This is a genomic window from Pseudomonas sp. BCA17, from assembly GCF_004519405.1.
Lineage (GTDB): Bacteria > Pseudomonadota > Gammaproteobacteria > Pseudomonadales > Pseudomonadaceae > Aquipseudomonas.
In genome coordinates this window covers 220,323-241,937 of the sequence record NZ_SGWI01000004.1, presented here as the reverse complement: position 1 = coordinate 241,937, position 21,615 = coordinate 220,323, and the positions used below count along the sequence as shown (strand labels likewise).

Annotated in this window: 22 protein-coding genes; 12 read left to right on the top strand and 10 right to left on the bottom strand. The window is 59.6% G+C overall.

The window, feature by feature from the left end; translation table 11 throughout:
• Nucleotides 1–46: 46 nt before the first annotated feature.
• The 5 genes from EXW71_RS17265 to EXW71_RS17245 all read right to left on the bottom strand — a co-directional run bounded on the left by EXW71_RS17265 (nucleotide 47) and on the right by EXW71_RS17245 (nucleotide 3,648).
• Entirely contained in the window at nucleotides 47–793 is a 747-nt protein-coding gene (locus EXW71_RS17265) for an acyltransferase (RefSeq protein WP_134659762.1), read from the bottom strand.
• A 163-nt stretch (nucleotides 794–956) separates the two neighbouring features.
• Nucleotides 957–1,217, bottom strand: a complete 261-nt coding sequence (locus EXW71_RS17260) for a DUF6429 family protein (RefSeq protein ID WP_134659764.1) — start codon at nucleotides 1,215–1,217, stop codon at nucleotides 957–959.
• Between the two features lie 65 nt (nucleotides 1,218–1,282).
• Nucleotides 1,283–2,671: an IS66 family transposase gene (locus EXW71_RS17255; RefSeq protein ID WP_134659766.1), complete on the bottom strand. Its 1,389-nt coding sequence runs from the start codon at nucleotides 2,669–2,671 to the stop codon at nucleotides 1,283–1,285.
• A 17-nt stretch (nucleotides 2,672–2,688) separates the two neighbouring features.
• Entirely contained in the window at nucleotides 2,689–3,048 is a 360-nt protein-coding gene (gene tnpB / locus EXW71_RS17250; RefSeq protein WP_256657097.1) for an IS66 family insertion sequence element accessory protein TnpB, read from the bottom strand.
• 111 nt (nucleotides 3,049–3,159) lie between these two features.
• A complete protein-coding gene (locus EXW71_RS17245; RefSeq protein ID WP_134659768.1) occupies nucleotides 3,160–3,648 on the bottom strand; it encodes an acyltransferase in 489 nt (162 codons plus the stop codon).
• A gap of 336 nt (nucleotides 3,649–3,984) precedes the next feature.
• On the opposite strand from EXW71_RS17245, the gene EXW71_RS17240 reads away from it, so the two are divergent.
• The 3 genes from EXW71_RS17240 to EXW71_RS17230 all read left to right on the top strand — a co-directional run bounded on the left by EXW71_RS17240 (nucleotide 3,985) and on the right by EXW71_RS17230 (nucleotide 6,109).
• Nucleotides 3,985–4,317, top strand: coding sequence for a helix-hairpin-helix domain-containing protein (locus tag EXW71_RS17240; RefSeq protein ID WP_123715172.1), 333 nt, complete (start codon nucleotides 3,985–3,987; stop codon nucleotides 4,315–4,317).
• Nucleotides 4,318–4,601: 284 nt separating this feature from the next.
• Nucleotides 4,602–5,246, top strand: a complete 645-nt coding sequence (locus EXW71_RS17235; protein ID WP_123715173.1) for a GntR family transcriptional regulator — start codon at nucleotides 4,602–4,604, stop codon at nucleotides 5,244–5,246.
• 14 nt (nucleotides 5,247–5,260) lie between these two features.
• Entirely contained in the window at nucleotides 5,261–6,109 is an 849-nt protein-coding gene (locus EXW71_RS17230; protein WP_134659770.1) for a DUF1989 domain-containing protein, read from the top strand.
• Nucleotides 6,110–6,115: 6 nt separating this feature from the next.
• On the opposite strand, the gene EXW71_RS17225 is transcribed toward EXW71_RS17230, so the two are convergent.
• On the bottom strand, nucleotides 6,116–6,283 hold the full coding sequence (locus tag EXW71_RS17225; RefSeq protein ID WP_134659772.1) for a DUF2897 family protein: 168 nt from the start codon (nucleotides 6,281–6,283) through the stop codon (nucleotides 6,116–6,118).
• Between the two features lie 110 nt (nucleotides 6,284–6,393).
• Nucleotides 6,394–7,758: an ethanolamine permease gene (gene eat / locus EXW71_RS17220; protein WP_060753228.1), complete on the bottom strand. Its 1,365-nt coding sequence runs from the start codon at nucleotides 7,756–7,758 to the stop codon at nucleotides 6,394–6,396.
• Nucleotides 7,759–8,169: 411 nt separating this feature from the next.
• Between eat and kdpF the strand changes: the two genes are divergently transcribed.
• From kdpF to EXW71_RS17190, 6 genes are all read left to right on the top strand, one after another.
• The gene (kdpF, locus tag EXW71_RS17215; protein WP_003218754.1) at nucleotides 8,170–8,259 is read left to right on the top strand and encodes a K(+)-transporting ATPase subunit F; all 90 of its coding nucleotides are present in this window, start codon (nucleotides 8,170–8,172) and stop codon (nucleotides 8,257–8,259) included.
• A gap of 9 nt (nucleotides 8,260–8,268) precedes the next feature.
• The gene (gene kdpA, locus EXW71_RS17210) at nucleotides 8,269–9,963 is read left to right on the top strand and encodes a potassium-transporting ATPase subunit KdpA (RefSeq protein ID WP_123715175.1); all 1,695 of its coding nucleotides are present in this window, start codon (nucleotides 8,269–8,271) and stop codon (nucleotides 9,961–9,963) included.
• 15 nt (nucleotides 9,964–9,978) lie between these two features.
• Complete coding sequence (kdpB, locus tag EXW71_RS17205) at nucleotides 9,979–12,036, top strand: potassium-transporting ATPase subunit KdpB (protein ID WP_372241329.1); 2,058 nt, start codon at nucleotides 9,979–9,981, stop codon at nucleotides 12,034–12,036.
• Nucleotides 12,037–12,075: 39 nt separating this feature from the next.
• Nucleotides 12,076–12,621 (top strand): potassium-transporting ATPase subunit KdpC, encoded by a 546-nt coding sequence (gene kdpC / locus EXW71_RS17200; protein ID WP_123715177.1) that lies wholly within the window; start codon nucleotides 12,076–12,078, stop codon nucleotides 12,619–12,621.
• 133 nt (nucleotides 12,622–12,754) lie between these two features.
• Nucleotides 12,755–15,406: a sensor histidine kinase KdpD gene (locus EXW71_RS17195; RefSeq protein WP_134659776.1), complete on the top strand. Its 2,652-nt coding sequence runs from the start codon at nucleotides 12,755–12,757 to the stop codon at nucleotides 15,404–15,406.
• A 37-nt stretch (nucleotides 15,407–15,443) separates the two neighbouring features.
• Complete coding sequence (locus tag EXW71_RS17190; RefSeq protein WP_134659778.1) at nucleotides 15,444–16,133, top strand: response regulator; 690 nt, start codon at nucleotides 15,444–15,446, stop codon at nucleotides 16,131–16,133.
• 70 nt (nucleotides 16,134–16,203) lie between these two features.
• Here the strand turns inward: EXW71_RS17190 and EXW71_RS17185 are convergent, their stop codons facing one another.
• Nucleotides 16,204–17,241 carry a patatin-like phospholipase family protein gene (locus EXW71_RS17185; protein WP_134659780.1) on the bottom strand — a complete coding sequence of 346 codons (1,038 nt, stop codon included), beginning with the start codon at nucleotides 17,239–17,241 and terminating at the stop codon, nucleotides 16,204–16,206.
• A 216-nt stretch (nucleotides 17,242–17,457) separates the two neighbouring features.
• On the opposite strand from EXW71_RS17185, the gene EXW71_RS17180 reads away from it, so the two are divergent.
• The 3 genes from EXW71_RS17180 to EXW71_RS17170 all read left to right on the top strand — a co-directional run bounded on the left by EXW71_RS17180 (nucleotide 17,458) and on the right by EXW71_RS17170 (nucleotide 19,430).
• Nucleotides 17,458–17,736 carry a hypothetical protein gene (locus tag EXW71_RS17180; RefSeq protein ID WP_010176194.1) on the top strand — a complete coding sequence of 93 codons (279 nt, stop codon included), beginning with the start codon at nucleotides 17,458–17,460 and terminating at the stop codon, nucleotides 17,734–17,736.
• Between the two features lie 44 nt (nucleotides 17,737–17,780).
• Complete coding sequence (locus EXW71_RS17175) at nucleotides 17,781–18,542, top strand: CHAD domain-containing protein (RefSeq protein WP_134659782.1); 762 nt, start codon at nucleotides 17,781–17,783, stop codon at nucleotides 18,540–18,542.
• Nucleotides 18,543–18,632: 90 nt separating this feature from the next.
• Complete coding sequence (locus tag EXW71_RS17170) at nucleotides 18,633–19,430, top strand: acyl-CoA thioesterase II (RefSeq protein WP_134659784.1); 798 nt, start codon at nucleotides 18,633–18,635, stop codon at nucleotides 19,428–19,430.
• Nucleotides 19,431–19,432: 2 nt separating this feature from the next.
• Here the strand turns inward: EXW71_RS17170 and EXW71_RS17165 are convergent, their stop codons facing one another.
• Both EXW71_RS17165 and EXW71_RS17160 read right to left on the bottom strand, forming a co-directional pair.
• Nucleotides 19,433–19,795, bottom strand: coding sequence for an Mpo1-like protein (locus EXW71_RS17165; RefSeq protein WP_123715183.1), 363 nt, complete (start codon nucleotides 19,793–19,795; stop codon nucleotides 19,433–19,435).
• A 259-nt stretch (nucleotides 19,796–20,054) separates the two neighbouring features.
• Entirely contained in the window at nucleotides 20,055–21,536 is a 1,482-nt protein-coding gene (locus EXW71_RS17160) for a methyl-accepting chemotaxis protein (RefSeq protein WP_134659786.1), read from the bottom strand.
• Nucleotides 21,537–21,615: the final 79 nt, after the last annotated feature.

The following is a 21,615-nucleotide window of genomic DNA, read 5'->3' as shown; positions in this document are numbered from 1 at the left end:
GGGATGTCAGAGATTAAGTCGAAGTGCGCACGCCCTATCAGTAGGTTTATTGCTCAGAAAACTCTTTAATCCACTTGGTCACGACGTCTTCTGGATAGCCGCGATGGAAGTGCCTGCGCCAAGGGTATGCGCTGTCCCCTGAGCCATCCTTCAGCTTAATTTTGCTGGTGCTGCAAATCAGCTTCGCAGGAGACCCGGCAACTACCGTATCTTGCGCCACATCTCGGCTCACCGAGCTGTGCGCACCGACTAATGCCCCTCTTTTAACCGTGACGCCTGGCAGGATGACGGACATTGTTGCAATGACCGAAAACTCTTCGATCTTAACGCCAGACATTATTTCGCTCGGCGGGTGAGGGTCGTTGGTTAATACGACATAGGGGAAAATCCAGACATAGTTTTCGATCGTTGAATGCTGTCCGATGTGAACATTGCTATGGCATTTTACGTAGTCGCCAATTTCACAATGACCTTGTATATCGCCAAGTGTCCCTATCTGGAAACCCGCCCCGGCGGTGGTTAGTTCTCTGATTGTAACTCTGTGGCCTGTCGTGAGGTTGTCACCAAACGAAGATCCTTCGTAAAATACACAGTGAGAACGAATGATGGACGCTTTTCCAATTATCAATGGGCGTCCATTTGCCAGTTTCGTTGGCAAACCAATTTCGCAGTAGGCACCAATTTCAGTGTCGTCGCCAATGGTGACGTTTTTATGCACGATACTGTAGGGGCCGATTTTTACATTGCTGCCAATTTTTGCATCGGGATCAATAATTGCGGTTGCATGTATCATAAAGTTTTCCGCTGGCAGATAAGGTGGCAAGAGCGTCTTTATCGCAGAAGTACCGAGTGCGGCTAAGCTGACGTCTGACGGAAAAACATAGTATTTAAATAGTCGGGTGAGATGAAGGTAAGCGCTCCATAAACCCCACCTACCGTATGGCCGGGGTATGAAGTCAGATATCCGAGTCGGATACATGCTCTGCTTGAGTTCTTACCCCAAACAACCGGTCGGCTATCTGCCGACCTCGCTCCAGCCCTTCATCCGTCAACCAAATTGATTTGTTCTTGTTCACCGGATTACTGATTAAACCCTGTTCATGCAATCGATTCATGGTCTCGAAGTCAAACCCTTTCCAAGCATTGCCGTCACCAAAACTGAAGGTTGCCAACAGGGCAAGCATGGCTTCTTCAATCAATTTATCGTTGTATTCCATGATCGTTGCTCCGCTCGTATCTTTAAGCTCACCATAAACCCCTCCAGCCATGGTGGATAGCGCGTTTAACTATGCGATACCGGCGAGCAGTTCCAGGGTAATAAAGCTTCGTAATCCTCAATCGAAGATGCCAGTGGCAGCCACGCATAGGGCTCTTGGCCGTTGGCTTTGGCGGTCTCAACCAGGCTGTAAAGTTGAGCGCTGGCGGTCGCGCCTTTGGGCGTGTCGCTGAACAACCAGTTCTTCCTTCCGATCACGAAGGGCCTGATGGCTCGTTCGGCTGAGTTGTTGTCGATCGGCAAGTAGCCCTCCTCGACATACCGCTCAAGTTTGCTCCAGTTATTGGCCAGGTAGGTGATGGCTTTTCCCAGCGCGTTCTGAGCGGTGACCTGGGGCTGCGTCTTTTCGATCCAGCTTTTCAACTGAGCCAGCACCGGCAGGCTGTGTTCGTGCCGGCCAACTTTGCGTTCCGCATCGCCGCTGGTCTTGAAGTCGCGTTCGATACCGTAAAACTTGTTGATCAGGTTCAGCGCGATATCAGCGCGCCCCGTCTTGCCTTTGGGCTGTACTTTTTGAGCATCAATGAATTTGCGCCGCGCATGTGCCCAGCAGCCTAAACGCTCCACTTCGACCTGAGCGCCCAGCGCGTTGTAACCGGCATAATCATCGGTCATCACGTAGCCGCGATAACTATCAAGCAGACGCGTCGGCACCTCCTGAGCCCGGCTGGTGGAGTAGTCGAAAAGGATCACTGGTTTGTCGGGTAGGCCGCCGGTTTGCACCCACATCCAAGACTGACTGCTTGGCTCCCGATCAGGCTCTTTCAACACCTGTACCCGGGTTTCATCGCAGTGGATGATGCGGCTTTCCAGCAACCGGTCGCGCATTAAATTCAGCAGTGGTTGCAAGTGTTCGCCGCACTGGATAACCCAGCGGGCCAAGGTCTGGCGCGGGACATCGATGCCATGGCGGCCCAGCACTTTTTCGAAACGGTGAAGCGGTAAACCGTCCACGTATTTGGTGGTCAGCAGCATCGCCAGCACGCTTGGGCTGGCCATACTTTTTTCAATCAACTGAGCGGGCTTGTCCGCAGTAACCGGTGCCGTTTCACAGGCACGGCAACCGTAGACCTTACGAACGTGTTTGATCACGCGGATTTGCATCGGCACGATTTCAAGCTGCTCGCTGACCTCCTCGCCGATGGTGTGTTTGCGACAGCCGCAGGCACAGGTCAGTTCATGCTCGGAAAGCTCGTGGATGACTTCGATGCGAGGGAGATCGGCCGGTAGCGGCGGCGTTGCCGGATCTGCCGTTTGCTCGGACTTGCGTCCGAACAGGCGCTGACGCAACAGCGCATTTTCTTCTTCGAGGAAACCGACTCTGGACTGCATCTTCGCAAGCAGCTGCTTGAGCAATTCAGGATCGTCGGGGAGGTTTTCGGGCACGGAAATCATGCCCGGATTATACCGAATCAGGCCACGTATCGAGGCGTCAAAACCTGATGAGGACGATTGCGCCAGAGGTCGAAACCGTCCAGTAACCAGTTGAGTTCCTGGACGGTCAGGATAATCGCCTCGTCCGTGGCATCGGGCGATGTTTTGAATCGCTCGGATTCGAGGCGCTTGAGCCAAAGGCAGAAGCCGTTGCACTCCCAATACAAAATCTTCACGCGGTTGCGTGGCTTGTTGAGGAAGACGAAAAGCACAGGGTCGAATACCGCAACTTTGATATCCAGCTCGACCAGCGCAGTAAGGCCATCAATGGATTTTCGAAAGTCCACGGGTTTGGGGTAGAGATAGACTTTTTCGACTTTGGCATCGGGTCGCATCATGGCGGGCTGGCTTCTGAGAGAATCGGGAACACAGCATCCGAGATCAGCTAAGCGCTTTGAAGGTGGGGTTCATGGAGCGCTTACCTTTTTTTAGGCCTGAAAATAAGCTGCTTAGATATTCTTCTTTGTTTGAGAACTGATAATTTTCGCAGGGTTTCCTACTACGGTTGCGTTAGCTGGCACCGACCGTGTGACAACTGCTCCTGCGCCTACCATCGCATTTTCGCCGATTACCAGCCCGGGCAAGATGGTGCAGTTAGCGCCAAGGGATGCGCCTCTGCCTACAACGGTACGATCAAAACTCTCAGGATAGACTTTGCTTCTGGGATAAATGTCGTTGGTGAAAGTGACATTCGGGCCAATAAATACATCGTCGGCAATAGTGATGCCGTCCCAAAGTTGCACACCGCATTTGATTGTGACGCGATCTCCAATAGTCACATCGTTTTCAATGAATACGTGGTCGCAGACATTGCAGTCTGCTCCAATTTTTGCATTAGGCAAAATATGCGTGAACGCCCAAATTCTGGAGCCTTTACCAATGTCTGACGACTCACACAATGCATGGGAGTGCACGAAGTAGTCCTTGGAATCACTCATTTCTTCTCCGTCTTCTCTTGAACCAAAATGTAATAGTCTCTTGGAAACGAAAACGATTTTCCATTTTTTTCGAGTAGTTTTTTATTTAACGGACGGTGACTCTCAAACCGCGTGTGACGTGCGTCGTCTGGACGGGTTGATTCCTCAGGCTTTTGGCTCAATTTTTCTCTCAGCCAGCATGCTCACATTCAGCCGGCAGCAGTCTTCAAACGGGTCAAAAAAAATCAAACACACCCTGTAACTCAGTCATTTTTGACTCCCTTCCAGCATCATCTAAGTTAGAAAAGCAGCTTCGGAAAGCTGCTTTTCTCTTACCGATGTCATGGAGCGTCACCAATGCAAAACGCGTACATCTCGTCCCTTCTCTTCGCCTTCCTCACCAGCCTCTCTGTCGCTACCTCCGCAGCTCCGTCCGCCAAGCCAGAAGCTCCAGCCGCCGTTGCGGCGCAGAGCGTCCAGGCCGAGCAATCCGCCAAGGTCAACCTTAACGGCGCTGACGCCGAGACCCTACGTCGCGACCTGTTTGGTATCGGTGCCGCCAAAGCCAAGGCGATCATCGCCTACCGTGAAAGCAACGGTCCCTTCACGGCGGTGGATGAGTTGTTGGAAGTGAAGGGCATCGGCAAAGCGTTGCTGGAGAAAAATCGCGACAGGCTGATCATCAATTGAGGATGTAAAAAAGCACGCAGGAGGCCGGTCATTGACCGGCCTTTTCTGTATCAGAAACCTCATCGGCATTTATCCAGGCGGCAGGCCGGAGTCCGTTGCAACGCAAGTGCATGGAGGCTTCCTTGATAACGGTGATGATCGGAGGAGTAACGCACAGGACGCTCGGGAACAAACATGCATTTCAAAAAATAAACGTTTACCCACCCCATACAACTACCCATCAGCCTTGGCATGAAAAGTGATTACATCTGGTCCTGACATTGTTCAACAATCGTGAGGTAACGATGACACTCAGTTTGTCCCTGGCTGACCAGATCGCCCTTGAGTTACGTGCCGACATCACCGGCGGGCGTTTGCTGCCGGGTATGGCGTTGGTGGAAGGCGACCTGGTCAAGGGGTACAACGCTTCGCGCAATACCATCCGCGAAGCGCTGCATCGTTTAGGGCAGGAAGGGCTTACGCGCTATATACGTAACAAAGGTGTGATGGTCCGGTGCTTGGAAAGGGAGGAGGTGCGCGATCTGTTCGTCGTACGCCGCACTCTGGAGTTACAGGCTATTGCCCAGAGCGGCGCGCTGACAACTGATCAGGCCGGACACATGCAAAGCGCCATTGAGGCAACCAGCCTTGCCTGTGAGCGTGAGGACTGGCGAGCAGTGGCTACTCACAGCCTGCTGTTCCATCAGCAGATTGTCAGGTTGATGCGCAGCCCATTATTCGATGAGTTCTTCGCCCAGGTGATTGCCCAACTGCGGCTGGTGTTTTGTGCCGCCCCCGATGAGCAGCGTTTCCAATCGCCCTGGTTGGAGCGCGACCGTGAGATTTACCAGTTACTGATCCATGAAGATAAAGCGGCGGCGGGGGAGGCAATGAGCCTGTACCTGGACGATTCCGAACGCCTTTCCCTTGCCTTGTTTGATCATCCTTGAAGGAGGATTGCCTCATGTACAAAGACTATCCCGCGGCTTATCAGGTCAGTAAAGGCTCAGCGTTGCAGGTTGATACGGCGTTCTATGAGCGTATTCGTGATCGCAAGGATCAGCGCACGTTGATCGAGCAGTTCGAGGTACCGATTCGTACGGGGAGGGCGTGGAAAGTGCCGGCCGGGCATGTGTTCCGTGTCACGACCCCGGTGGGGCCGCAGGTGGGTGACTTCAACGTGTGGAATGCCAATGACCCGCGCGAACGTCTGTGGGCCGCACGTACGAGACAATTACAGGGCGCGCATGTCAGCACCCACGACCGTTTGTGGTCCAACCTGCCATTTTTAAGACCACTGGTGACGATCACCGATGACAGCCTGGCCAGCTATGGCATCGATGAACACGGCGGTCGCTTGCATGATTTGCTTGGCACGCGCTGCGACCCGTATGTGAACCGCATGCTGACCGGTGAAGACTTCCATCATCATTGCCACTCGAACCTCACGCGTGCGGTATTGCCCCACGGCCTGACGGAGTTCGACGTGCATGACGTGCTGAATATCTTCCAGTGCACCGGCCTCAATCATGACGATATGTACTTCATGAAGGCTTGTCCGGCGCAGAAGGGGGACTATCTGGAGTTTTTCGCCGAGATTGATCTGCTGTGCGCACTGTCGACCTGTCCTGGTGGGGACCTCTCACTGCCGATGTGGGGGCCGCAAGCGCAGGACCCGTTGAAGGTCTGTCGTCCGCTGGGTGTCGAAATCTACCGGTTGGAGGATGAGTTACTGAACGGCTGGAGTCAGCCTGAACGTGCTGCCTACAGAGGGCAGCACGGTTTGCATATGGCCAAGGCGGCCTGGGAGTAAGCCGGCTTAGCGATCCTGCGCGTCCTTGGCATCCGCCTGGGCGTTGCGCTCGGCCACGCGCTTGCGTTGTTCGTCGGTGAGTTCCACTTTGTTGGCGCTGTCACGCAGCATCATCAGCCCACCGATGATCGACCCGATCGCCACCACTAAAATCAACCACGCATACCACGGCATAAGGCTCTCCTTGAGGCAGATTGCCGTGGGAGAATTTTCCCACGGGAATAACTGCTTTGAGTGACGGGCTTTCTTACTAGTTCAGTGTAGGCCCGTTCTGCCTCAGTAGATCAGAGCCCCGTCAGCATTGCATCTGCCGGTGCATCGGCGCGGTCCTGTGCGGTCATCTGGAAGTACACGAACCCCACCAGCATGAACCCCAGGAAGATCAGGCCGATCAGCGCATTGAACCAAGCCATGGCCACCAGGCACACCACCGCCAGCACCAGCGCGATGCCCGGCACGATGGGGTAGCCCGGCGCGCGGAAGGTGCGTTCCAGCAGCGGCTCGGTCTTACGCAGTTTGAACAGGCTGAGCATGCTCATGATGTACATCACGATTGCTCCGAACACCGCCATAGTGATCATCGCCGCTGTCAGTGTCATGCCGCCCAGATTGATCAGGCCATCGCTGTAGATCGCGGCGATACCGACCACGCCACCGGCGATGATTGCCCGGTGCGGTGTCTGGAAACGCGACAGTTTGGCCAGGAAGGACGGCAGGTAGCCGGCACGCGCCAGGGCAAAGAACTGACGCGAGTAGCCGAGGATGATGCCGTGGAAACTTGCCACCAGGCCGAACAGACCGATCCACACCAGCATGTGCAGCCAGCCGGAGCCGTTACCCACCACCGCTTTCATGGCTTGGGGCAGCGGGTCGTTGATGTTCGAAAGTGCACGCCAGTCACCCACGCCACCGGCAAAGAACATCACGCCCATGGCGAGGATCACCAACGTCAGGATGCCGCTGATGTAGGCTTTTGGGATGGTGCGCTTAGGATCTTTCGCTTCTTCAGCCGCCATGGCGGCACCTTCGATGGCCAGGAAGAACCAGATGGCGAAGGGGATCGCCGCAAACATCCCGGCAATCGCCGGAGCGCCGAAAGTATCCGCACCGGCCCAGCCATTGAGGGCAAAGTTGCTGAAGCTGAACGCCGGCGCGACCACGCCCATGAACACCAGCAATTCGGCGACAGCCAGCACACACACCACCAGTTCAAACGTGGCGGCAAGTTTCACACCGAGAATGTTCAGGCCCATGAACACGATGTAGGCACCGACGGCCGCGTGTTTCGGGTCCAGTGCGGGGAACTGCACATTCAGGTAAGCACCAATGGCCAAAGCGATGGCGGGAGGCGCAAACACAAACTCAATCAAGGTCGCGAGCCCGGCGATCAAACCGCCTTTTTCACCAAAGGCACGACGGCTGTAGGCAAACGGCCCACCGGCATGAGGAATCGCAGTTGTCAGCTCGGTGAAACTGAAGATAAAGCAGGTGTACATCGCCGCGACCATCAGCGAGGTCACCAGAAAGCCGAGCGTGCCTGCCACGCCCCAGCCGTAGCTCCAGCCGAAGTATTCGCCGGAAATCACTAACCCGACCGCGATGCCCCACAGGTGCAAGGTGCCCAGCGTGGGTTTGAGTTGTGTGTTCATTGTGTGCCGCTCCCTGAACCGGTTGGAATGATTCAAGGTGTTGCAGCGGCCATGCCAGCCTGAGAATGATTGTCGTAAAGCCGCGCTGTTGTCGTTCGGGGGACGGTTTGGCGTTTGAATGTCGGCGCGAGGCGCACCAGAGAAGTGCGCGGGTGCATTGGCTGGCGCCATCGAGAGCAAACCCGCACATTTGACCGAGCTGTCATGGCAAGCGCTGATCAACATGTGGGCGTGGGCTTGAACGCGCGATGAGGCCCGCCCAGCCGCTACAAATCCCTGCGTAAACCCCGCATAAAGCCACTCTTTACGCCGTCTTTACGCCCCACCCATGTCCTCGCTCTCGTTCCTTTACGCCCCTCCTGCGGACAATTGCCCTACACGCGGCAATCGCCGCAAAACGGAGAGACTTCCATGAGCGTTCTGGACGGGGTGTCACTGCTATTGGCCGTGGCACTGTTCATTTATCTGCTGGTTGCGCTGCTACGCGCGGATCGGAACTAGGAGCGGGCTATGCACAGTTATGACTATTGGCTGATCATCGCCTTTTTTGCCGTGGTGCTGGTGCCGGCACCGTTCCTCGGGCGGTTCTACTACAAAGTGATGGAAGGCCAGCGCACTTGGTTGAGCCCGGTTTTAGCGCCTGTGGAAAAAGCCTGCTATCGCCTGTCGGGGGTAGATGAGCACCAGGAACAGAGCTGGCAGAAGTACACGCTGGCGCTGATCGCGTTCAACCTCGCCGGCTTTGTGTTGCTGTTCGCGATCCTGATGTTCCAGGACTACCTCCCACTGAACCCGCAGAAATTGCCGGGCCAGGAATGGACGCTGGCCTTCAATACCGCGGTCAGTTTCATGACCAATACCAACTGGCAGAACTACAGCGGTGAAGCCTCGCTGAGCTACCTCAGCCAGATGGCCGGCCTGACCGTGCAGAACTTCGTCAGCGCCGCCACCGGTCTGGCCGTCCTGGTCGCGCTCTGCCGTGGGATCGGTCGCAAGTCCACCAAGACCCTGGGCAACTTCTGGGTCGACATGACCCGTGCCACCCTTTATGGCCTGTTGCCGTTGTGCCTGGTGTTGGCGTTGTTCCTGGTCTGGCAGGGCGTTCCGCAAACCTTCGCCCATTACGTTGACGCGGTGACGATGCAAGGCGTGGATCAAGTGATTCCGCTCGGCCCGGCCGCCAGCCAGATTGCAATTAAACAATTGGGCACCAACGGCGGTGGCTTCTTCGGCGTCAACTCGGCGCACCCTTTCGAAGATCCGACAGCCTGGGCCAACCTGTTTGAATTGGCCGCGATCATCCTGATCCCGGTGGCGCTGGTGTTCACCTTCGGTCACTACGTCAAAGACCTGCGTCAGAGCCGCGCGATCCTAGGTTGCATGCTGGCCCTGTTCCTGATTGGCGGCGCCACTTCGCTGTGGGCCGAATACCAGCCCAACCCGGCCCTGAACAACCCCGCCGTTGAGCAAACCGCACCGCTTGAAGGCAAAGAAGCGCGCTTCGGCACCACTGGCACCGTGTTGTGGTCGGTGACCACCACGGCAGCGTCCAACGGTTCGGTCAACGGCATGCAAGACAGCCTCAACCCCCTGAGCGGGATGGTGGCGTTGGTCAACATGATGGTCGGCGAAGTGATCTTCGGCGGCGTTGGTGCGGGCCTGTACGGCATGTTGCTCAACGTCTTGATCGCGGTGTTCCTCGCCGGCCTGATGATCGGCCGCACCCCGGAATACCTGGGCAAGAAGCTGCAGGCCAAGGAGGTGCAATTACTCGTGGTGACCTTACTGGTCATGCCGGTGGGTGTATTGGTCCTCGGCGCTGTGGCTGCCAGCCTGCCTGGGCCGGCCGGCGCCATCAGCAACCCGGGACCTCACGGGTTCAGCCAGTTGCTCTACGCCTATACCTCGGCGAGCGCCAACAACGGCTCGGCATTCGGCGGCTTCAGTGGCAATACCCCGTTCCATAACCTGATGCTGGGCCTGGGTATGTTGATCGGTCGTTTCGGCTACATCCTCCCGGTACTGGCCCTGGCCGGTAGCCTGGCGATGAAGAAAACCGCGCCGATTGGCCAGAACAGCTTCCCCACCCACGGCCCCCTGTTCGTGACGTTGCTGACCGTGACCATCTTGCTGGTGGGCGGCCTGACTTTCCTGCCGACGCTGGCGTTGGGCCCCATCGCCGAACACTTGAGCATGGGCTTCTGATAAGGGGTTATGACAATGAATATGCCTGCAAAAAATGCGGCCCCCGTGGCCATCCAGGAACCCGCCAAGACCGCCATCTCCGCCCTCTGGCGCCCGGCGCTGGGCCAGGCTTTCGTCAAGCTGGACCCTCGGCAACTGCAACGCTCGCCGGTCATGCTGGTGGTTGAACTGACCGCCATCCTTACGACCGTACTGTGCTTCGTGCCCGACACCGCCGTGCCGACTTTTGTCGCCGTGCAAATCGCGGTGTGGCTGTGGTTCACCGTGTTGTTCGCCAACTTCGCCGAAGCCTTGGCCGAAGGTCGCGGCAAGGCCCGCGCCGACAGCCTCAAGGCCGGCAGCGAAGGGCTGAGCGCACGCCGTAAAGAGGCCGATGGCAGCTTCAAGGTGGTGCCGGCCACCAGTCTGCGCAAAGGAGATGTGGTACGCGTTGCCGCCGGCGAAATGATCCCCGGTGACGGCGAGGTCATCGAAGGGATCGCGGCGGTCAACGAGGCGGCGATCACTGGCGAATCCGCACCGGTAATCCGCGAGTCCGGCGGCGACCGTTCGGCCGTCACCGGCAACACGCGCCTGGTGTCCGACTGGCTGCTGATCCGTATCACTGCCAACCCCGGCGAGTCCACGCTGGACCGCATGATCGCGCTGGTGGAAGGCGCCAAGCGCCAGAAAACCCCCAACGAAGTCGCGCTGGACATCCTGCTGATCGGCCTGACCCTGATTTTCCTGTTGGTGGTGGTCACCCTGCAGCCGTTCGCCCACTTCGCCAATGGCAGCTTGCCGCTGGTGTTCCTGGTCGCATTGCTGGTGACACTGATTCCTACGACCATTGGTGGTTTGTTGTCGGCCATCGGTATCGCGGGCATGGACCGTCTGGTGCGTCTGAATGTGATTGCCAAGTCCGGCCGTGCCGTGGAAGCCGCGGGGGACGTGCATGTATTGCTGTTGGACAAGACCGGCACCATCACCTTTGGTAACCGCCGTTGCGCGGCGGTGCTGGCGGCGCCTGGCGTGAGCGGTCGGGAACTGGCCGAAGGTGCGTTGCTGGCCTCCCTGGCGGATGACACCGCGGAAGGCAAATCCATCGTCGAATACCTGCGCGCCTTGCACCCACAGGCGGAACCGCACCCGGATGAACTGACCGGCGTGCCGTTCAGTGCCGAAACCCGCTTGTCCGGTGTCGACTACCAAGGCCGCGTGTTCCGCAAAGGCGCGGTGGATTCGCTGCTGGCGTTTATCGGCCAGCAACGGAGCGATCTGCAACCGGCCATGTCGCGGGAAATCGACAAGATCGCCCAGAGCGGCGGCACCCCGTTGTTGGTGTGCGCCGACGGCAAATTGCTCGGTGCGATCCACCTCAAAGACGTGGTCAAGCCTGGCATTCGCGAGCGTTTCGCCGAGCTGCGCAAACTGGGCATCCGCACGGTGATGGTCACCGGCGACAACCCGCTGACTGCCGCAGCGATTGCCGCCGAAGCGGGTGTGGATGACGTGCTGGCCGAAGCCACGCCGGAGAAGAAACTCGCCCGTATACGCCACGAGCAGAACGACGGCCGATTGGTGGCGATGTGCGGCGACGGCGCCAACGACGCCCCGGCGCTGGCCCAGGCAGACGTCGGCATGGCGATGAACGACGGCACCCAGGCCGCCCGCGAAGCCGCCAATATGGTCGATCTCGACAGCGACCCGACCAAGCTGCTGGACGTGGTGCAAATCGGCAAGGAGTTGCTGGTCACCCGTGGCGCGCTGACCACCTTTTCCATCGCCAACGACGTGGCCAAGTACTTTGCGATCCTGCCGGCGCTGTTCGCTTCGATCTACCCGCAATTGGGCGTGCTCAACGTCATGCACTTGCAGAGCCCGCAAAGCGCGATTCTCTCGGCAATCGTGTTCAACGCGCTGATCATCGTGGTGCTGATTCCCCTGGCGCTGCGCGGTGTGCGCGTGCAGGCGGCCAGTGCGGCGGCGTTGCTGCGGCGCAACCTGCTGATCTACGGGCTGGGCGGGATTCTGGTGCCGTTCGTGGGTATCAAGGCGATCGACATGCTGTTGACCGCACTGCACCTGGTGTAACTCGCCCCATTAATTTCTCGATTTATTGAGGATGTGAAGATGACTAACATGATCCGCCCGGCCCTGAGCCTGCTGGTCCTCATGACCCTGATCACCGGCGTGGCTTACCCGTTGGTCGTCACCGGTGTCGCCCAAGTTGCGTTTCCTGCGCAGGCCAACGGCAGCCTGGTGCGCGATGACAGCGGCAAGGTCCGCGGCTCCAGCCTGATCGCCCAGGATTTTACCGGTGACGGCTGGTTCCATCCGCGCCCATCGGCCGGTGCCTTTGCGACGGTTTCCAGCAGCGCCAGCAACCTCGGCCCAAGCAACCCGGCGTTGGCGACGCGCATCGTTGATGATGCGCACAAGCAGTGGGTGCCGAGCCAGGGACCGGTACCTTTGGCATCGCTGACTACCTCCGGCAGTGGTCTTGATCCACACTTGCCACCGCAGGCGATTGCCTATCAACTGGCGCGGGTGGCAGCCGCGCGGAATGTGCCGGTGTCGACCTTGCAACGGTTGCTGGATGAGCACATCGAAAGCCCGTTGGTGGGCCCGCCGGTGGTGAATGTGCTGGCGCTGAACATGGCCCTGGAAAAGCTCTGAACCCTTGTGGAAGGGGGCTTGCGGCCGATCAGCGGTGTATCAGCGCCTGGCCCGCCGCTATCGGGAGCAAGGCCCCACCCCGAGTTGTTTTCATTGAGCCTGATTACATAAATACCTGAAGGACACTGCCCGCATGAGCGACTCCGGCCGCGCCGATGCCCTGTTAGCCGAACTGCCCCGGGACGGCCGTGGCCGGCTCAAAGTTTTCCTCGGTGCCGCGCCGGGCGTGGGCAAGACCTACGCCATGCTCCAGGCCGCCCACACCCAGCTGCGCCAGGGCGTGCGGCTGATCGCCGGGGTGGTCGAAACCCATGGCCGCGCCGAGACCGAAGCCCTGCTCAGTGGCCTGCCGCAGCAACCCTTGGTGCGCAGCGAATACCGCGGTGTGGTGCTCGAAGAAATGGACCTCGACGGCCTGCTTGCCGCCAAGCCCAAGCTGGTGCTGGTGGACGAGTTGGCCCACAGCAACGCCCCCGGCAGCCGTCACGAAAAGCGCTGGCAGGACATCCAGGAACTGCTCGCCGCCGGCATCAACGTGTTCACCACCGTCAACGTCCAGCACCTGGAAAGCCTCAACGACCAGGTACGTGGCATCACCGGCGTGCAAGTGCGCGAGACGCTGCCGGACTGGGTGCTGCAAGAGGCGGACGAATTGCTGTTGATCGACCTGCCATCCCGCGAGCTGCTGGAGCGTTTGCGCGACGGCAAGGTCTACGTGCCTGAACAGGCTCGCGCGGCGATCGATGCGTTTTTCACCCAGACCAACCTGATGGCCCTGCGCGAGCTGGCGATGCAAACCGCTGCCGCTCACGTCGATGACGATTTGGCTCAAGGCTATCGTCAGCTCGGCCAGGCGGCACCGACGGTACGCGGACGCTTGTTGGTGGGGGTAGATGGTGATGCCCAGGCCGAACGTTTGGTGCGGCATGCCAGCCGCGTGGCCCAGCGTCGGCATTTACCCTGGAGCCTGGTGCATGTCGACAACGGTCGCGCGCGGGATGAGCAATCGCGCCTGCGCCTGCAGAACGCGCAACAACTGGCTGAGCGGCTCGGCGGTGAGGTTGTGTTGTTGCGGGCGGGGGAAGTGGCGAAAACGCTGATCCAGCATGCCGCGGAACGCCGCGCCAGCCTGTTGCTGGTGGGGCAGTCGCGGATGCGGTGGCGGCGCCGGTTGTTTGGGGGCGGCCTCGCGGCGCGCTTGCTGCGCAACGCACGGGGCCTGGAAATCAATGTGCTCGACAGCGACGACATGCCCGCTCCGCCACGCCTGCCGGACGTGCGCGGGCTGGTCTGGTTCGACTACGGCCTGGCGGTGTTGGCGACCATCGTCGCGGCGGCGCTGGCCTGGGCGGTGGCCAGTGTGTTGCCGCTGCCGAATATTTCCCTGGTGTTTCTCGCGGCGGTATTGCTGGTGGCGGTGCGCAGCAGCCTGGGACCGTCCCTGGTGTGTGCGGTGCTGTCGTTCCTGACCTACGACTTCCTGTTTATCCCACCGAATTTCTCGTTTGCCATCCAGCGTGAAGAGGACGTGCTGACCCTGTTGTTCTTCCTGTTGATGGCGGCTTTGACCGGCAACCTTGCTGCGCGCCAACGCCGGCAACTGCAGGCCCTGCGTGATACCCAGGAAGAAACCAGCGAACTGCTTGACCTGTCGCGCAAACTGACGGCTGCCACCGATCGCCAGGCGGTGATCAGCGCGGCGGCCCATCATTTGGAAGGCTGGAGTGACCTGGACCTGTGCCTGGTCAACCGTGACGGCCAGGGCGGTTGGAAGGTCGAGACCGGTGACCCGCTGACCCTTACCGAAGCCGAGCGCGCCGCCGCCGATTGGGCCTGGCAGCACGATCAACCGGCCGGCATGGGCACTGGCACCTTGCCGTTCGGGCGCTGGTGGTGGTGGCCGTTATCGAGCGAGGAGGGGCCCTTGGGATTGCTCGGTGTCAGCCCAAAACCGGGTCTGGAATTGAGTGGCCAGCGCCGTCGCCTGCTCACTGCGTTGAGCCAGCCGCTGGCACAGGCATTGGCACGGGCTCAGTTGGGGCAGGAACTCGAATCCGCTCGGCTGCATGGCGAAACCGAGCAGTTGCGCAGCGCCTTGCTGGCTTCGGTGTCCCACGATTTGCGCACGCCGCTGACGTCCATGCGCGGTAGCATCGACAGTTTGTTGGCCCTTGGCGAAGCGATTCCTCTGGAGGATCGCCGCGAGTTGCTCGAAGGCACCCGCGATGAAGCCGAGCGCCTCGACCGCTATATCCAGAACCTGCTGGACATGACGCGCCTGGGCCATGGTGCGTTGAAACTGGCGCGGGACTGGGTGTCACCCGGCGACATCGTCGGCAGCGCCCTCGGTCGTTTGCGCGCCGTGCTCGCGCCGTTGCAGGTGAGTGCCGATGTACCGGCTGAACTGCCGCTCTTGTATGTACACGCGGCGTTGATCGAACAAGCCTTGGTCAATGTGCTGGAAAATGCCGCGCGTTTTTCTCCGCCTCACGGCCGCTTGCAGTTGACCGCCGGCGTGACGGGTGAGCAGTTGTTCTTCGCGGTGGCCGATGAGGGCCCGGGGATTCCCGAGGATGAGCGTGCAAAGATTTTCGATATGTTCTACACCGCCGCTCGCGGTGACCGGGGCGGGCAGGGCACGGGCTTGGGCCTGGCGATTTGCCAGGGCATGGTTGGTGCCCACGGCGGGCATATCAGCGTGGCCGATGGCATTGACGGGCGGGGCACCTGCATCACCTTGTTTCTGCCGTTACCGACGCAGCCTGGCTTGGAGCGCGAGGCTTGAGCTACCCTCTTTTCTCCACGGATTTTGATTGGACACCATGAGCCAGACCGCGACGATTCTAGTCATTGATGACGAACCGCAGATCCGCAAGTTTTTGCGCATCAGCCTGGCCTCCCAGGGCTATAAAGTGATCGAAGCCGGCACCGGCAACGAGGGCTTGGCCCAAGCGGCACTGAGCAAGCCGGACTTGCTGGTACTTGACCTTGGCCTGCCCGACATGGACGGCCAGCAAGTGCTGCGAGAGTTTCGCGAGTGGTCGACGGTGCCGGTCCTGGTGCTGTCGGTGCGGGCCAGCGAAGGCCAGAAGGTCGAGGCCCTCGACGGTGGCGCCAATGACTACGTGACCAAGCCGTTCGGTATTCAGGAGTTTCTCGCCCGCGTGCGTGCATTGCTGCGCCAGGCGCCGGCGGGCGAGGCCCAGGAAGCTGCCTTGAATTTCGGCCCTCTGACGGTGGACCTGGCCTATCGTCGCGTCCTGCTGGACGGTGCCGAAGTGGCGCTCACCCGCAAGGAGTACGCGGTACTGGCACAGTTGGCGCGGCATCCGGGACGGGTGATTACCCAGCAGCAACTGCTCAAGGATATCTGGGGGCCTACCCATACCGAGGACAGCCACTACCTGCGCATCGTCGTGGGCCACTTGCGGCAGAAGCTGGCGGATGACCCCACTCAGCCCAGGTTCATCGTGACCGAGGCGGGTGTGGGGTATCGATTGTTGAATGCTTAGATTCTGACGAGAACCCGGTCACCGATGAGAAGGGCCGGCTGACGATGCGGCCATCAGCACCACACCAACGTCAGTGCTGCTCACTCTCATACCGGTCCAGGGTATCGCTGGCGATTTGCCGCCCCAGGGCGATCAGCTCCGGCGCCTTGTAGAACTCGAAAAACCGGCACACCCGCTTCGGTACGTTGATCAGCACATCGGGCGGGTAACCGGCAATCTTGTACTGCGCCAGTGACGTTTGCATCACTTCGAAACTCTGGTTGATCAGATCCAGCAGCGACGCCGGGCCGACGTTATCGATGATGAACGAACCGGTCGCGGACTTCGGTGCGCCTTCTTGTTCCGGTGCCGCCGCGGGCTGCTGGGCTTCGGGTTCTGCCGATTCCAGCCATGGGTTGATCTCTGCCGCTTCGGCCTGCAAGGCCTCCTGTTCCAGCTTCATTAATTGTTCAGCTTGTTTGCGTCGAAAGGGCAGGTGCGAGCCCAGGGATCTCGCCAGGTTGTTGAAGCGACTCTTGAACGCGGGCGGGCGTTGGATCACCGGCAAGTGGTAGTGCTTTTGGTTGGTGGCATTGAGGTTGACCGCGATGATCAAGTCGCAATGGCTCGACACCACCGGCACGATCGGCAATGGGTTGAGCAGGCCTCCGTCCACCAGCATGCGGTTGCCCTGCATCACCGGGGTGAACAGACTGGGAATCGCCGCTGAGGCACGCATGGCCTGGTGCAGGCAGCCCTCCTGAAACCAGATTTCCTGTTGGTTGGTCAGGTCGGTGGCGACGGCGGTGTAGGGAATGCGCAGCTCTTCGATATTGAGTTCGCCAACGATCTTGCGGATCTGCCCGAAGACTTTCTCGCCACGAATGGCACCCAGGCGAAAGCTCACATCCACCAGGCGCAGCACGTCGAGGTAGTCGAGGCTTTCAATCCAGTTTCGATACTCATCCAATTTGCCGGCTGCGTAGATCCCGCCCACCACCGCGCCCATGGAACAACCGGCGATACAGGCGATGTCATAACCGCGCCGTTCGATTTCTTCGATCACGCCAATATGAGCGTATCCCCGAGCCCCCCCGGAGCCCAGTACCAAGGCCACACGTTTCTTCATGAGCTGATCCTTCGCAAAACAGTTGACCACAATGCGCTCATCCGAGTGGCGGCTCAATCTTCGTCGATGTGCGGAATATTTTTCCTGATTAGCCAGGGCGCTCGGGTATGCTCTGGCTATAGTCAGTTTTGCTTTCGGGTAGCCGGACAAGGCACTTTTCCCTGTAGGCAACGTCTACAGGCTACGACTGTTTCTGTTTATTTTGAGGTGTCATCGATGAAAGCCTGGATGTGTGTGCCTGTGATCGTGTTGGCTCTGGCCGGTTGTGCCGGGAAAACTGCGTACCGTGATAGCTGTGGCACGCAACTGGATGCCGCCTGGCATGAGCTGGACCTGGCCAAGGCCGAGGGATTCGCTGGGACTGTCAGTTACTCCAAAGCGCTGTCCCTGTTGACTGGCGCCAAGACCCAGCAGCAATTCGAAGCTTTTGAGGGTTGCTCCAACAAGGCCGAGAAGGCCCGGTTCTATATTCGTGAGTCGCGCGCCGGCCGTTAAACCGTAGCAGTTGGCAGAGAGTTTCATCGTCAGCGGAGGAAGGGATGTCAGCCTTGGTCGATCAGTTAGTCGTTCAGGTCATTGGCCTGGAAGTAGGATTATTGAGCTGCCAGGCTCGTCTCGCTGCCGTTACCGATGATGAAGCCCTGCATGATCTGCGCACTACTGTGCGCCGCCTGCGCAGCCTGTTACGTCCTCTGCGCGGCCTGCCCGGAGTGGAGCAGCTTGAATTGGCCGCCAAGGCGGTCGGCCAGTTGACCACGCCGCTGCGGGATCGAGAGGTGCTGGCCGCTTACCTGCTCCAGCAGGGTTATCACGAGGCCGCCGCGCGGCGTTTGCGCTTGCAACCCGATGCTTATCGGGACGTTGCGCAAAGCCCGGAGGTGGCCCACCTGTTGTTGATCCTCGACGCTTTCCCACGTTTTATTCGTGCATCTGAGCGTCAGAAACTGCTCAAGGGCTTGCGCCCACGCATCGAAAAACGTCTCGCCAAGCAATGGGAAAAACTCGGCGATGCCTTGAAGGAACCCGGCCATGACCGTCATCGCCTGCGCTTGCTGATCAAGCGAGTGCGCTACGCTGCCGAGGCCTACCCCAAGCTGGACAAACTCCCCGCCAAAGCCATCTCCCGTCTCAAGAGCGCCCAAGGCGCCTTGGGCGACTGGCACGACTGCTGGCAGTGGCTGGCCCAGGCCGAACATCAAGCGGATTTGCAACCCTGCGTTGCGGTATGGCATCGCACCATGGCCAAGGCAGAAGGGCAGGCGGATCGGGTGCTGGATAAACTCAGCGCCGATTGTTTCTGAACCGGTCCGGTTTTTGGCCGGTATGGGCGCTGTGCAGTCATCACACGGTGGTTAAGATCGCCCAATCCGTGTTCCCGATGTGAGGTCCCCATGCGCTTTAGTGATTTGCTCGATGCCGCCCGTAGCAACCCGCTGGATGTCACCATTCCTGCCGAATGGGGCCAGGGCCGTGCGACGTTTGGTGGTTTGGTCGCCGCCTTGCAATACGAAGCCCTGCGTGCTCAAGTGCCGGCGGATCGTCCATTGCGCTCACTGGCGATCACCTTCGTCGGCCCGGTTGAGCCTGACGTGCCCGCCGGTTACCACGTGGAGGTACTGCGCGAAGGCAAGGCCGTCAGCCAGTTACTCGGCCGTGTGGTGCAGAACGGCGAAGTCGCCACGGTGGTCCAGGCCAGTTTTGGCGCGGCCCGTGAATCGCAGATTGATGTAGCGAGCGAACCTGCACCGGCTTTCAAGCACTGGGATGATTGCCAGGAGTTGCCGTATATCAAAGGGGTCACCCCCGAGTTCATGCGGCATCTGGCGATGCGATGGAGCGTCGGCGGGCTGCCGTTCACCGGCAATAAATCACGCGATATGGGCGGCTGGGTGCGCCTGCGCGGCGATGTGAAGGAAGAGGCATTGACCGAGGCACATATTCTGGCCCTAGTTGACGCCTGGCCGCCGGCCTTGCTGCCGCACCTTACAAAACCTGCGCCGGGCAGCACCTTGACCTGGACCATTGAGTTTATCCAGCCGTTGCAACAGCTGAGCACCCTCGACTGGTGCCAGTACTACGTCAATATCGAATACGCCCGCGATGGCTACGGCCATGCCGCCGCCGCACTCTGGGGCCCGAGCGGTGAGTTGATCGCCATCAGCCGCCAGAGCGTGGTGGTCTTCGCCTGACTTCAATGCCTGTGGCGCTGTCGCCAGGCACGCCACCAGCCACCGCTCAATACAAAACGCGGGAAAGTCACGAACTGCTCGACCACCAGGCGTTGTACCGCATCTTTACGATCACTGAAGGGCTCGCTGGCCTGGGCTTCCAGGCTATGGCCATGGCGTTGCAACGCCAGGCCGGCCAGGATACCGATAACACCCACGGCCACGCTGGCCAGGCTCAGGCTGAATACCCCGGATACGATCAACAGGAACCCGATGATAAACAGCGGCACGGCAATCAAGTGCAGTGCCAGGTTGGTCGGGTGTTGATGGTTCTGCGGGTAGTTACGCCATTGCCAGGCGGGGAGATTGGGATGACGTTTGCCCATGATGGTGAATCCTCTGTCCGTTGAAACAACATGGAGAGAGTCTAGGCGGGGGACGTCGGGGAGGCGAATTGGGGCTGGCTATGACGGCGATAGAAGGCTATTTGTGGCAAACCTGCGCGTTGTCGATGTCCCGGATGCGTTGGAGCGTTGGGTAGGAAAAAGACGTCGGTGTTATTCGCCGGGAAGACCCGGACGTTCCGGCAAAACCTCGGTTAACCCGAGGTTCTGTTGTAGGCACAGGATTACAGGTTGAACAGCCCTACAGCTTCAACTGCCCGATCGCCTTGCTCAACTCTCCTGCCAGCGTGGCCAGTTCATTGCTGGTGCTGGCTGAGCCGATGGTCTGTTGCACGGTGTTTTCTGTCACATCACGAATACTCACCACCGCCCGGTTCATTTCTTCGGCGACATGGCTTTGCTGTTCGGCGGCCACGGCGATCTGGGTGTTGCTCTCGCGCATCTGTGCCACGGCGCCGGTAATTTCGGCCAGTGCGGCGCCGGCTTCCTGGGCCTGCTGCACGCAGTCATCGGCCTTGAATGAGCTTTCCTGCATGAAATCCACCGCATCGCGCGTGCCGGCTTGCAGTGCCGAGACCATGCGGGTGATTTCGTCGGTGGAGCTTTGCACGCGCTTGGCGAGGTTGCGTACTTCGTCGGCGACCACGGCAAAGCCACGGCCCATTTCCCCGGCGCGAGCGGCTTCGATGGCGGCGTTGAGTGCGAGCAGGTTGGTCTGTTCGGCGATGCTGTGGATCACGCTGACCACGCCGTTGATTTTCTGGCTGTCCTCGGCGAGTTTCTGGATCATTTCAGCGGTTTGTTGCACGCCGGTGGACAGCCCGGCAATCGAGTGTTGCACCCGGGCGACCACCTCCTGGCCGCTGCCGGCGAGGGCGTCGGCGGTCTGGGACAGGTCGCGGGTGGCGCCGGCGTGCTGGGCGATGTGGTGGACGGTGGCGGTCATCTCATTGATAGCGGTGGCGGCCTGGTCGGTTTCGCTCTGCTGGCCGAGCATGCCGTGTTGCACCTCGTTCATGCTGCTGGCCAGCCGCGCGGCCCCCTCGTCCAGTTGCCGGGCGGTGGACGCCACGGTGTTGACCACCCGCTGGTAACCGGCCTGCATGGCGTTGAACGCGCTGGCCATCTGGCCGACTTCGTCTTTGCACGCCAGGGGCACGCGGGCCGACAGATCGCCGGTTTTCTCAACGTGCAGCATTACATCCTTGAGGGTATTGAGTTGGCTGAGCAGGAAGCGAATCAGCAGTTGTGAGGCGCCGAGCATTGCCAGCATCAGGATAAGCACGGCCACGGCGTAGTTGACGAAGCGTTCGGCGAATACCTGGCTCAGGCTGCGTCCGTAGGCCAGCACGGCGATCTGTTGCCCGTCGGCGCGAGCGATAACGTCTGCACCGATCAGCGGGTTTTCACCGAACAAGGGCATCCGGTCAAGCTCGACCCAGCCGCTGGCGTTGCTGAGCGCTGACAGATCCTGGCCTGCCAATTGTGGAACCTGACCCCGGGCAAACGTGAGCCAATGTTCACCCTTCGGCAGCGCCTTGTCGGCAGGCCAGGCCGCGAGCAATCGCGCTTGCGCTTGTGCCGAGGTTTGCGACGCATCGCTGCGCGCCTGTTGTTCGAGCTGCACGGCGTACAGCACCAGCAAGAGGGTGGTGATGAAGGCGACCGCGTTGACGGCCCAGAATTTGTATTTCAGCGAGATGTTGCTAAGCCAGGCACCCATGGAAGGTTTTCTCTGATAGCGGAAACAGCATTGGCAAGGTGCCATTATTGTGCCGCTATTCAGAAAACCGGTTTTGACG